The sequence below is a fragment of the Reinekea forsetii genome, assembly GCF_002795845.1.
Classification (GTDB): Bacteria; Pseudomonadota; Gammaproteobacteria; order Pseudomonadales; family Natronospirillaceae; genus Reinekea; species Reinekea forsetii.
On the sequence record NZ_CP011797.1, the window covers coordinates 273,168 to 285,642 of the forward strand.

Here is a 12,475-nt window from a genome sequence, read left to right on the forward strand (position 1 = left end):
TTTAGCTAAAGGTTATTTCGAAGCGCGTTCCCACACCCTCTGTGCTGTGTACCCTAAGACTAGCGCCGAGCTGCTCAAGATAGGACTTGGTCAGATAGGCACCAATGCCTAAGCCCTTGCCCGCCTTGGTGCTTGAAAAGGGTCGGAACAGCTCTTCATTGATGAACCTCTGACTCATACCCCGGCCGTTATCGGCGACCACCAGCAGACCACAGCCTTGGCGCAGTTGAGCGCTTATGGTCACCTGGCCATTCTGACCGGTAGCCTCTTGCGCATTGCGCACGAGGTTTTTGATAGCCAGGATTAGGCGCTGTTTATCCGCATTGATGGAGAAATTGTGCTTAACCCGCAAAATGGGCAAGGGATTGAAGCGCGCGCATTCCTCATAGAGCTGCGTGAGCAGAGTGCTAACTGAAAAGGCCGTGCGCTGTTCCTTAGCGGCCAGGTTGAATTTTTGTACCAGGCCCTGCATTCGGCCGATAGCATTTTCGACCGTCTTGATCATATCGTCGACAAAGGCAGGGTTGGCCTTATGGCGCTCGGCATTCTTGCCAAGCAATGCCAGCTGGGCGATGACATTATTGATATCGTGCATAATAAAGGCAGCTAGCCGGTGGTATGTCTCCAACTGCTTGGCGTCACTGATGATTTTTTCTTGCTGGTGGAGCACTATATGGCTGGCCATTTGGCTGCTGATATTGGTAAGCAAATCGCGGTCTTCAAAGGTGATCTCGGTTTGGCTTTTGGGCCGGTTTAGGATGGCAAAGCCGATCAGACGTTGTTGAATAATCAATGGTGCGACCAACCAAATGTCGGCATTGGCCTTGATCCAAGTCGGCAATAGGTGGTTGTGCTCAGCCATGCTTTGCGTGCCGGTGTGTGGTTTGTAAATCCAGGCTTTACTCAGCATGGTGCGGACAAAGGGTACGCTGGTCGGCAGTGCAGCCGGGGCATCGCTTAGGCATGGGCTTAGGGTCATTTCACGCAGTTCAGCGCCCTGGTCGATCCACAGTCCACCCGGCTCAGCGCGCATGGCGGTGCACAGGGTCAACAAGGCCTGCGCATAATAGTCGCCTTGCTGGTTGTGCAGCTCCGAGACCCGACGGTTGGCGTTGAGCCACTCTAGGCGGTAGTCGTACTTGAGCGCGAAAAAGTGTTTGCTAACGAAAACTTCAAAATGCTGCCGCAGGGTTCGCGAAATGATTAGGGTGAACAGTAATAGCAGAGCCATAACCAAGGCTAGGGTAAAGAGGTAGGTGGCGAGAAACCCGGGCCTGTCTAGATAGACGCTGCTCAGCGCGACCGCGCCGATTAACAAGATGGCTAGGATTAGCGTGGTGGAAAAAAAGGCCGCCGGGCGCGATACGGTAAACAGATAGTGGCCATCACCGCGTTCGTTGAACAGGAGCGCACCTATGGTCAGCGCCAAGGATACACTGAAGGCCAGCGCCGCCCTTGCTTGCCACAATGCGCTGGGAATGGCTTGGGTCACTAGGCTGTAGCCGTAAATGACTAGATCGAAGGCAAAGAGAAAGCTAAGACCCAGTCCGATGAGTTTCATCATGCGATGGCTATCGACGTTGCGGACCAGCTGCTCGGTAAACACCAGGGCCAGGGTGGCCAATAGGAGCAGTACCAGACTCAGGGCCATGGCCGAGCTATTAGCGAAGAAGAGTAGGTAAAAACCAGCCCCCACAATAATCGATGTGACCGCGACCAGCCCGAACAACTTTGTCGGCCAGTTAGGCAGGGGCGCGCGTTTAACCAAGAGCAAAATGAGGCAGAGCAGCCAAAGGACAAAGCGCATCAGCTCGGCACTGAGGATCAGAGTCGTATTCGTCCGGGCCATCGTATAGCTAACAAAAAGTGTCAATGCCCAGCTAAATTGACCCACGACACCGACCAGTAAGAGGCGCTTCCACGGTTGCTGAAGAGCCTGCACCAGTAACAGGCCGAGCAGACAACCGGTGCTGACTAAGGCCGATAAAAATGCAGTTTGGGTGACCGAAAAATAATCCATTATTCCGTCTCAGCATAACCGACTGGCAGTTATGTCCATCCATGAATGAGCAGTTTTAGTATAGACAGAAGAATTTTAAAATGTAGGCTTTTATGCCCCCTTGGCGAAAACCTTTACACCCTGAAAAAATTTGTCGGCTTATTTTGCAATCGTTTTGGAGGGAAATACTCGAGCCAAATTTTACCGTTTTCTCGGTCTTGATGGTCGCCAAATTGGTCGCTCTAAAGAGGGCGATTCTACAACGTCATCAGGCTAGAGTACGGTATGGAAAATGCTATTTAGCGGTGGCAACGATAAAGTCACTGTAATTGCCATACTGATCGAACACCGCGACTGCAAACTCATACAGCTTGGCGTCGTCATCGGTAGTTAAACCATGTTGGACTTCATTGGCAACCAATATAATGGTTTGGAACGGACCGTCGGGTAACTTACGGTAGCGGATTTCATAACCACCAATTTCCGCCTCAGGCATCGGTTCGTTATTTGCTCGCGTCAGCGGTCGTGACCAATAGAGTTGCACCGATTTGGACACCTTTGCGGGACCCTTGTCGGGCGGCAGGTCGATACCCGGTGCCTGGTTTGATGGTCCACCCGGATCGGGACCATTAAGTTTGCCCAGCTCGCAGGCGGTTAAAAACAGGGCGAGTAGTAGCACGCTCCAACGCATGGAGGCTGTTCCTTTGTGATGAATTTTGCCGCAGTGTGGCGATTTGAGAAATTAATACTGAGAACCTCATCACTTATTTACTGTTTTGCTGATTTTTTACGCTTTCAGAAGATGGGTGGCTTCATCTTTTTGACGCCTGTCGCCGCGATCCGGGATCGACGCGACAGGCGAAAGAGGTCTAGGCGGCACGCAACCTAACCCCATGATGTCGAGCGAGGCCGTGAATTCAATCGATCTTGGCGGTAACGAAGTCGCTGTAGAGGCCATCCAAATCAAATGCGGCCACCTCAAAGGTCATCTGCTCAGGCTGTTCGATGTCAAAAAAACTGTGTTGATCGATACTCGCATCGGTGATGACAAGATGGTGATAGCCGAGGTCATCGGCGCTCTTATAGCGAATTTCGTAACCGCCTAGTTCGGTTGCAGCCATCAGCTCACCATTGCCGCGTTCTAGCGGGACTGACCAGTACAGCGTTGCAGCTGAGGCTTGATCTGGTAATGGCTCTGGCGTAGGTGCTGGTGCTGGTTCCGGTGTAGGTGTAGGTGTAGGTGTAGGTGTAGGTGTAGGTGTAGGTTCAGGCTCCGGATCTGGCATCGGGTCTGGTGTGGGCTCTGGCTCTGGCTCTGGCTCTGGGGCGGGCAGCGGTTCTGGCTCGGGTGTCGGCGCAGGTTCCGGGAGCGGTGCCGGATCATCGATGATCGGATCCTCGCTGCTGCCAGAGTCCAGAGGAGTGATTTCTATTTGGCACCCCGCCAAGAGCAGGGTAAGCAAGGCTGGGGTTAAAAAATGGCGTGTGATCATATCGAATACCTTCTGCGTTGAGCGATAGAGCGCATTCTAGAAGGTGTTCAATTTTAAGAGTGTGATCGGGTTCTTGTCGTTCTCTTTGTTGCAAATAGGACTTATCAAGTCAATTTAATGACGGTATTGGGCTATTTAAAAGATACTTTTCCGGCGCTTCCGGAAAAAGTATTATTAAAACGGCATTAAGCGAACTGGTTAACAGACTTTTGACGCGATATGGCTGATATTTTGTATGATTTTTGGCACTAAGTAATTTTTGTGCTCAGAACAACCAGATTCGCGCTAAGGATAGTCCCCCTAGGAGGGGCTCTGGATTAAATTGTCATATAAATATTGACAACCAGTCGCTTGCGCTGAGCGCCCACATGCATAGAATGAGCGCCACTTTATAGTTTTTGATGCCCAGAAGAGGAAAATGAAATGGATGTCAGTGTCGTTGTGTTAGCTGCCGGTCAAGGCTCTCGGATGAAATCTAGCCAGCCTAAGGTGTTGCATTGCCTAGCCGGCCAACCTTTGGCCGCCCATGTTGTAAAGGTGGCACGTCAATTTACTTCTGACATCAGCTTGGTAATTGGTCATGGCGCCGACCAGGTGCGCCAGTTCTTCGCCGAGCAACCGCTTAAGTTTTGCGTACAGAGTGAGCAGTTGGGTACCGGCCACGCCGTCAGTCAGGCACTGCCTCTGTTACCCAAAGAGGGCGCCGTGCTGATCCTCTATGGGGATGTGCCCTTAACCCGTGCCGAGACTCTGCAGCGATTAATCGAGCAGGTTTCAGATACCAGCATGGGCCTGCTGACCGTTAAGCTTGATGATCCGAGCGGGTATGGGCGCATCGTGCGCGACGCCGCCGGCCGGGTAACGTCGATTGTTGAACATAAGGACGCCTCCACCGAGCAGTTGACGATCAATGAAATTAACAGCGGTATTATTGCCGTACCAGCCTGGGCACTGCATGAGTGGCTACCGACCCTGTCGAATCAGAATGCCCAAGGTGAATACTATCTAACCGACCTGATTGAAATTGCCGTCAGCAAGGGTGTGGCGGTCAATACGGTTCACCCAACCGATGCAGAAGAAACGCTCGGCGTGAACAATCGGGTGCAATTGGCGCAGCTGGAACGCTGGCATCAACAGCAGATTGCCACCGAGCTAATGACCCAGGGTGTGACCCTGATGGATCCGAGCCGGATTGATGTGCGCGGTACCCTGAGCGCGGGCCAAGACTGCCTGATCGATGTGAACTGCGTCTTCGAAGGCACGGTGACCTTGGCGGACAATGTCTCCATCGGCCCCAACTGTGTGCTGCGCAATGCCACCATCGGGGCTGGCAGCGTGATCGAGGCGAATACCTTGATCGATGGCGCCAGCGTGGGGGCCTCGGCCCAGGTCGGTCCCTTTGCTCGCCTGCGACCCGGCACCCAATTGGCCGATAACACCAAGGTCGGTAACTTTGTTGAAACCAAGAAAGCGATTATCGGCGTTGGCAGCAAGGTCAATCATCTGAGCTATATAGGCGATACGGTGATCGGCAGCGGTTCGAATATCGGCGCCGGCACGATCAGCTGTAATTACGATGGGGTGAACAAATACGCCACCACGATTGGCAACAATGCCTTCGTCGGTTCCAATTCCACGCTGGTGGCGCCGGTCACCATTAGTGACGGTGCGTTCGTCGGCGCCGGGTCGGTGATTACCAAAACGGCCCCAGCCGACCAGTTGACAATAGGTCGGGCGCGCCAGATCACGGTCGCCAAATGGCAGAAGCCGGTTAAAAAATAACGCTCGGCCGACTAGGGGCCGAACAGGAACAGTAACCTTTTATACGGTATGGCACACGCAGGCAGCGCATCTGCTTAACAGGAGATGCATTTGGCTTGCTTTATGTGCCATGCGTTAAATTATTAAACAAAATGTAACAGGAAAAAATTTATGTGTGGAATCGTTGGTGCAGTTGCACAGCGGGATGTCGCTGATATCTTGGTCGAAGGGTTACGTCGTTTGGAATACCGCGGCTATGATTCCGCCGGGGTTGCCATTATCGATGGCGAGCGCTTGAATCGTGTGCGCCGAGTAGGCAAGGTCAATGAGTTGTCGACGGCCTTGAACGCTGAGCCCCTAGCCGGTGGCACCGGCATTGCCCATACCCGTTGGGCCACGCACGGTGTGCCCAATGAGCAAAATGCCCACCCCCATATGTCCGGTGAACATATTGCCGTGGTCCATAATGGCATTATTGAAAATCATGCCAAGCTGCGTGCGCGTCTGCAAGGCGAAGGCTTTGTTTTCACCTCCGATACCGATACCGAAGTGATCGGGCACCTGATTGAGTTGGAACTGCGCACGTCCGACTCGTTGCTCGAAGCGGTGCAAAAAACCCGCAAGCAACTCGAAGGTGCCTACGGTGCGGTGGTCATCGATCGTCGCGATCCAAGCCGGTTGGTGGTTGCTCGTTCTGGCTCACCCTTGGTGATCGGCCTAGGTCTGGGCGAAAACTTTATCGCCTCGGACCAGCTTGCCTTGTTACCGGTGACACAAAACTTTATCTATTTGGAAGAGGGCGATGTTGCCGAAGTGACCCGCCGTTCGGTGCAGATCTTTGACCTCAACGACCAGAGCGTCGAGCGCGAAGCCATGGTCAGCGACCTGACCCATGAAGCAGGCGATAAAGGCCAGTACAAGCACTTTATGATGAAGGAAATACACGAGCAACCGACGGCGATACTGAGCACGTTGGAAGGTCGTATTACCGAGACCCATGTGGTCACCGAAGCCTTCGGCGTCGGCGCCAATGAATTGTTGGCGGGCATCGAAAACGTCCAGATCGTGGCCTGCGGTACCTCTTACAATTCGGGTATGGTCGCGCGCTATTGGTTCGAAGAGATAGCCGGCGTCTCATGCCAGGTTGAGATTGCCTCGGAATTTCGCTATCGCACCTCGGTGGTGCCGAAGAATTCACTCTTTATTACCCTGTCCCAATCGGGTGAAACCGCCGATACCTTGGCCGCCTTAATGCAGGCCAAAACGCAGGGTTACAAAGCCACGTTGAGCATCTGTAATGTGCCCGGCTCAAGTCTGGTGCGCGAATCCGACCTGGCCTTTATGATGCGTGCTGGCGCCGAAATTGGCGTCGCCTCGACCAAGGCCTTTACCGTCCAGCTGGTCGGTCTAATGTTGCTGGTATTGAGTGTCGCCAAACACCGCGGCATGGAGCAGCAGCGTATTACCGAGATTGTCACCGGCCTGCGCGCCTTACCCGCTCAGATCCAGCAGATGTTGTCGCTGAAAAGCACCATCGCGGCATTAGCCGAAGACTTTGCCGACAAGCACAATGCTCTGTTTCTGGGCCGGGGAACCCAGTACCCGATCGCCATGGAAGGCGCGCTAAAGCTCAAAGAGATCAGCTATATTCACGCCGAAGCCTATGCTGCCGGTGAACTCAAGCACGGCCCGCTGGCATTAATCGATGCCGATATGCCGGTGGTTGTGGTCGCGCCCAATAACGAGCTGTTAGAGAAGCTGCGCAGCAATATGGAAGAAGTTCGCGCGCGCGGCGGCCAACTCTATGTCTTCGCCGACAAATTGGCCCATTTCGAAGCTGGAGAGGGGTTGAAGTTGATCGAGCTGGAGCATATCGATGACGTTCTGGCGCCGATCCTCTACACCGTGCCGTTGCAATTGCTCAGTTACTATGTGGCCCTGATCAAAGGTACGGATATCGATCAGCCGCGTAATTTGGCGAAGTCGGTTACGGTAGAGTAAACAAGTGCCCTCTGGGTCTAGCCTGACGTGGTCATTATTACTTGACTACGTCAGGCTAGACCGCAACTCGCAGGTTGCCAAAAGCAAAATAGTTGGCAAGAAGCCAGATTCAAGTATCAAACCAGGCCACTTAAAATAACCGATCACTTTGCTCATCAGCTCGAAAACAAAATCCAATCCAATCCCTAAGTATGCACAATAATCGATTCGACAGCAGTGACACGAACTGAGGTAGGTAGGATTATAGATGTTGGGGCATTATGACTATGTTCGGCAGTATTCCAAATTATTTTGGTCATGTGTCAAAATAGCCCGATATGAGTCATTTTAGCGCCTGACTAGCCGCCGTTGTTCTCTGAGTGAACTTGGCTGTGAATAGAGGTTACTGTCAATAAAAGTAAGACCACCTGTGCCATTATGCAAATGGGTTGGTTTTATTTTGGTAAATTTGAGAAAGTGATATGCGGTTCGAAAGTTCTTTGCTTTTTTTAATGTGGTTAACCATTTCATCAATGGCTTTGTCAGTTTCATCATCTAATATGTATTTACATATGTTGAAATGCTCACGATAGGTGTCGTCGACACTTTTTTGATCTGGCCATCCTTGGTAGCGTACGACTCGAATTCGATCATTAATATCCCGTAAGTAGTCTGGCAACACTTTATTACCTGTGATATCGGCCAAGTTGATATGAAAGATTTCTTCTGCTTCTTTAAGTTGGGTCGACGTTTGGCTGCCGTAAAAATATTCATCAGGTTGCCACTGTTCTAAAAGAGTTCTAATTGCTCCCTTATGGACTAAGTTGCCAGCAAGACGAACGGCAAATATCTCTAATTCAAGCCGAATGTCGTAATAGTCACTGATCCTTTCTAAATCGATATTCCGGACGAAACAGCCTTGCTTAGCGCGGACAAAAACGTGGCCTTCGGTTTCCAATCGTTGAAGTGCAGCGCGAATAGGTGTGCGGCTGGTAGTAAAATAATCAGCTAATTGACTTTCGGTTAAACGATAGCCAGGCGGTATATCAAAATTGGTAATCATGGTGAGTAACTTCTGATAAATCGTAATTACGGTAGTTTTCTTTGTAGTCATAGAGCCCTTCTTAAGCACTTAGATAGTGCATTGACAGTCTTACTTGTGCACTGAATTATGGCACGCGACTGTACTATTCAATCTAAACCAAATTCTAGCATACAACGTTGTATACAACAGAGGTAAAATAATTAACCATATTAATCAATGGGTTATATTAATATCTGGCTTCAATTCTCTCGTCATAAAGCTAATTGGCACAGGATGTGCCATTAACTAATTAGAACCTAACAATGACGGGAGTCACACAATGATAGACACAAAACAGAAAGCTGGCGTTAACGTAAGCCGACGGACACTTATTAAAGGCGCAGGGGCGGGTGCCGTTGTCGCTGCATCAAGTTTGAGTCCAGTGGCATTTAGTGAAGAAAAAACCGTTAACATGGGTTTTATTTATGTCGGGCCAAAAGACGATTACGGTTACAACCAAGCCCATTATGAAGGTAAGTCGGGTGTGGCTGAATTAAGCTGGGTTAAGGCCTTTGATGAAGAACAAGTTGCAGAAACTATTGAAGTCCAAAAATCTATGGAAAGTATGATTCAATTGGATGGTGCTCAAATATTGTTCCCAACTTCATTTGGATATTTTGATCCTCACATCCTAAAAATTGCCCCGAAATATCCAGATGTAATGTTCCTGCATTGCGGCGGTTTATATGATGATAGCAAGCATCCTGAAAATGTAGGCAGTTACTTTGGTTACATCGACGAGGCGGTCTATTTGTCAGGTATAGTTGCCGGTCATATGAGTAAAACAGGTAAACTTGGCTTTGTTGCTGCGATTCCTATCCCGCAGGTTTTGCGAAACATTAATGCTTTTACCCTAGGCGCTCAAAGTGTAAATCCAGCTATAACCACCAATGTTGTATTTACCGGTGGTTGGGCCAACCCAGTGAAAGAAGCAGAAGCTGCAACAAGTATGATCGATCAGGGTATTGATGTACTAACTTGTCATGTGGATAGCCCGAAAGTCGTTGTCGAAACGGCCGAAAAACGCGGAGTATATTCGTGTGGCTATCATACGAATAACCTTGCATTGGCGCCTAAAGGCTTTTTAACAGGTGCCGAGTGGAACTGGAGCAGCGTTTATGCTATGTACGCTGAAAAAATCATTAAGGGTGAGAAAATACCTAACCTGGTTCGGGGTGGTTTAAAAGAGGGTATTGTTAAATCGTCCTCATATGGACCTTCAGTAACGGCGGCCGCAAAGGCTGATGCAGAAGCTGCAAAAGCGCAACTGGTCGCAGGTGGCTTCTCTATCTTCAAAGGACCAATAAAAGATAATAAGGGAAATGAGGTAATTCCAGCTGGAAAAGCCTATCAACAAACCGACATTACCTTGGAAAGTATGGATTGGATGGTTGCGGGTGTTATTGGCTAACGCAGCCATAATTCCAAAATGACGAGCCCGATACATTCGGCGTTCGTCATTTCCAGTCGCCTATCGAGACACTCTCAATGCAAAAAACTCTAGAACCAATAATCGTTACAGCAGTCGCTTTGTTGTTTTCAGTGTTGCTTATCGCATTATTTATAACCAGCACCGGTAACGATCCTATTGCTGTTTTTAAAACCATTTACAAAGGTTCATTTGGTAGTTGGTTTTCTGTTCAAAATACACTGGTTCGTGCGGCCCCATTATTGTTAACGGCACTCTGTACCGCGATTCCGGCAAGGGCGGGCTTGGTGATCATTGGTGGTGAAGGAGCGATGGTCATTGGTGGGTTATTTTCAGCAATTACCGGAATTTCGTTATCTGGAAATTCACCCATATTCATCTTGACGGCAATGATGCTTAGCGGTGCAATGAGTGGTGGGCTGTGGATCGCCCTTGCCGGTTTCCTGAATTATTACCGCGGTGTTAATGAGACTATTTCATCCCTACTGCTAAATTATATTGCTATTGCGATACTAAATTTTTTAGTTTTTGGAATGCTGAAAGATCCAGAAACTCTAAATAAACCAAGTAGCTTTCACATTGGTGAAGCCAATATGCTGGGTGTGATTGGTGAAAGCTCTATCCACTGGGGTATCGTGTTTGGTATTTTATTGTGTCTACTACTTTGGTTTGTGTCACTTCGTACGACCTTTGGTTTCTCTGTGTCTATTGTCGGCGGTAACCCAAGAGCAGCCAAATTAGCCGGTATATCGGTTGGCAAAATGATCGTGATTAGTTGTTTTATTGGCGGCGCTTGTGCCGGTCTGGCCGGGGTTATTGAAGTGGCTGCCGTGCATGGTCGAGCCAATGGTTCACTTAACTCCGGTTACGGCTATGCCGGTATTTTAGTAGCCTTTCTAGCGAGACATAACCCATTAGCAATTATCCCATTTGCTGTTTTGATGGGCGGCATACAAGCCGCGGGTGGTCTGCTGCAGCGCCGACATGGCTTACCTGATGCGTCAGTTGAGGTTATCCAGGGCATGATGTTCGTGGTGATACTTGGCAGTGAAGCACTCTATGGTCGAATGCCTTTCTTTAAAAATAAATCAATAGGGGTTTCTGTATGACAACCGATATTGGCCTATGGGGAGTTCTGATAGCAGTGCTCGGTGGGGCGGTACGAGTCGGTACACCGTTCTTATTTGTGAGTTTAGGTGAATGTTTAACTGAACGCAGCGGGCGCATTAATTTAGGTCTAGAAGGTAATTTGGTTATGGGAGCGATGGTTGCCTATGCCGTTTCCTATTACAGTGAATCGCCATTTTTAGGTGTAATTGCCGCGGCAGGAAGCGGGGTCGTGCTTGGTTTTTTGCATGCTTTTTTATGTCAAAACAAAAGGGTAAGTCATATTGCAGTTGGTATAGCACTGATGATTTTTGCTACAGGTTTGGCATTTTTTTTTGGCAAAGCATTTATTCAACCGACAGCACCTCGTTTGCCAGCAGTGTCCCTAGGTTTGTGGAGTGATTCTCCAATCATTCAAGCCGCTATGGAAATCAATGTACTTTTTTTTATAGGTATGGCCATAGTACCTGTTTTGTATTTTGTATTGAAAAATACCCGCTGGGGATTAATGGTTCGAGTCGCTGGTGAAAGTGACAGTGCGGCACGAGCGTTAGGCTTCGACAGTCGTAAAATTCGTTGGGCAAGTACGATGATTGGGGGCGCGATGGCCAGCATCGGAGGCGCGTATTTATCGTTATATTACCCTGGCAGTTGGAACGAAGGTCTTTCTAGTGGACAAGGGTTAATGGCTGTCGCTTTGGTTATTTTCGCCCGTTGGAACCCGATCTATTGTTTTTTCGCGAGTTTACTCTTTGGTGCGGCTGCGGCACTCGGCCCGTCACTTCAGGCCGTTGGAATTACCTGGGGCTATTACCTATTTAACGCGGCACCATATTTTTTAACGTTAATAATATTAGTGCTATCTTCATCGGCTGACAAAACCCTTGAGGGCATGCCGGGTGAATTCACTCGCTAAGGATTGATTATGAGCACAACTGTTAATTCACAACCCTATCTTTGGCCTTTCGATGGTCAGCTAAATACGCAAAATACCGCGTTAGTTATAATAGATATGCAAACTGATTTCTGCGGTAAAGGTGGGTATGTTGATGCAATGGGTTACGACTTAAGTTTAACTCAGGCGCCAATTAAGCCTATTAGAAAACTATTGGAAAAAGCGCGCTCAATGCGGATGCCAATTATTCATACTCGAGAAGGTCATCGCGCCGATCTTTCCGATCTGCCCAAAAACAAGCGCTGGCGGAGTCAGCAAATTGGAGCAGGCATTGGCGACGCAGGTCCCATGGGGCGAATATTGGTTCGTGGCCAACCAGGGTGGGATATTATCGAACAACTCTACCCAATGAAGGGTGAGATCATAATTGATAAACCAGGAAAAGGGTCATTTTATGCAACTGACCTGGACATGATCTTACGCCAACAGGGCATCCGAAATCTAATTCTCACCGGAATCACTACAGACGTATGCGTCAGCACAACTATGCGCGAAGCTAACGACCGCGGTTATGAATGTGTTGTGGTGAGCGATTGCTGTGGTGCAACGGATAACGCTAATCATCTAGCCGCATTGCACATGGTGACCATGCAAGGTGGCGTGTTTGGGGCAGTTGCTGATTCGAAATCAGTCTTAACTACACTGGATCAAATCACCTAGGCCAAGA

At 49.4% G+C, this 12,475-nt stretch carries 10 protein-coding genes; 6 read left to right on the top strand and 4 right to left on the bottom strand.

From position 1 onward, the window contains the following. Position 1 precedes the first annotated feature (1 nt). From prsK to REIFOR_RS16910, 3 genes are all read right to left on the bottom strand, one after another. A complete protein-coding gene (gene prsK / locus REIFOR_RS01325) occupies positions 2-2,020 on the bottom strand; it encodes an XrtA/PEP-CTERM system histidine kinase PrsK (protein WP_100255848.1) in 2,019 nt (672 codons plus the stop codon). Between the two features lie 274 nt (positions 2,021-2,294). Then, positions 2,295-2,690, bottom strand: a complete 396-nt coding sequence (locus REIFOR_RS01330; protein WP_100255849.1) for a hypothetical protein — start codon at positions 2,688-2,690, stop codon at positions 2,295-2,297. A gap of 226 nt (positions 2,691-2,916) precedes the next feature. After that, positions 2,917-3,492 carry a hypothetical protein gene (locus REIFOR_RS16910; RefSeq protein WP_193437316.1) on the bottom strand — a complete coding sequence of 192 codons (576 nt, stop codon included), beginning with the start codon at positions 3,490-3,492 and terminating at the stop codon, positions 2,917-2,919. A 423-nt stretch (positions 3,493-3,915) separates the two neighbouring features. Here REIFOR_RS16910 and glmU point away from each other — a divergent pair, with 423 nt between their 5' ends. Then, on the top strand, positions 3,916-5,274 hold the full coding sequence (gene glmU / locus REIFOR_RS01340; protein WP_100255850.1) for a bifunctional UDP-N-acetylglucosamine diphosphorylase/glucosamine-1-phosphate N-acetyltransferase GlmU: 1,359 nt from the start codon (positions 3,916-3,918) through the stop codon (positions 5,272-5,274). 150 nt (positions 5,275-5,424) lie between these two features. Beyond that, positions 5,425-7,254, top strand: coding sequence for a glutamine--fructose-6-phosphate transaminase (isomerizing) (gene glmS / locus REIFOR_RS01345; protein WP_100255851.1), 1,830 nt, complete (start codon positions 5,425-5,427; stop codon positions 7,252-7,254). A 415-nt stretch (positions 7,255-7,669) separates the two neighbouring features. Here glmS and REIFOR_RS01350 read toward each other — a convergent pair whose 3' ends face one another. After that, positions 7,670-8,347: a GntR family transcriptional regulator gene (locus tag REIFOR_RS01350; RefSeq protein ID WP_100255852.1), complete on the bottom strand. Its 678-nt coding sequence runs from the start codon at positions 8,345-8,347 to the stop codon at positions 7,670-7,672. Between the two features lie 250 nt (positions 8,348-8,597). Here REIFOR_RS01350 and REIFOR_RS01355 point away from each other — a divergent pair, with 250 nt between their 5' ends. The 4 genes from REIFOR_RS01355 (at position 8,598) to biuH (ending at position 12,468) form a co-directional block, all read left to right on the top strand. Continuing rightward, entirely contained in the window at positions 8,598-9,728 is a 1,131-nt protein-coding gene (locus REIFOR_RS01355) for a BMP family ABC transporter substrate-binding protein (RefSeq protein WP_100255853.1), read from the top strand. Positions 9,729-9,805: 77 nt separating this feature from the next. Beyond that, positions 9,806-10,855 carry an ABC transporter permease gene (locus REIFOR_RS01360; RefSeq protein ID WP_100255854.1) on the top strand — a complete coding sequence of 350 codons (1,050 nt, stop codon included), beginning with the start codon at positions 9,806-9,808 and terminating at the stop codon, positions 10,853-10,855. Next, positions 10,852-11,769 carry an ABC transporter permease gene (locus REIFOR_RS01365; RefSeq protein ID WP_100255855.1) on the top strand — a complete coding sequence of 306 codons (918 nt, stop codon included), beginning with the start codon at positions 10,852-10,854 and terminating at the stop codon, positions 11,767-11,769. Before REIFOR_RS01360 ends, REIFOR_RS01365 begins: the two co-directional genes overlap by 4 nt. Positions 11,770-11,778: 9 nt before the next feature. Further along, on the top strand, positions 11,779-12,468 hold the full coding sequence (biuH, locus tag REIFOR_RS01370) for a biuret amidohydrolase (protein WP_100255856.1): 690 nt from the start codon (positions 11,779-11,781) through the stop codon (positions 12,466-12,468). Positions 12,469-12,475: the final 7 nt, after the last annotated feature.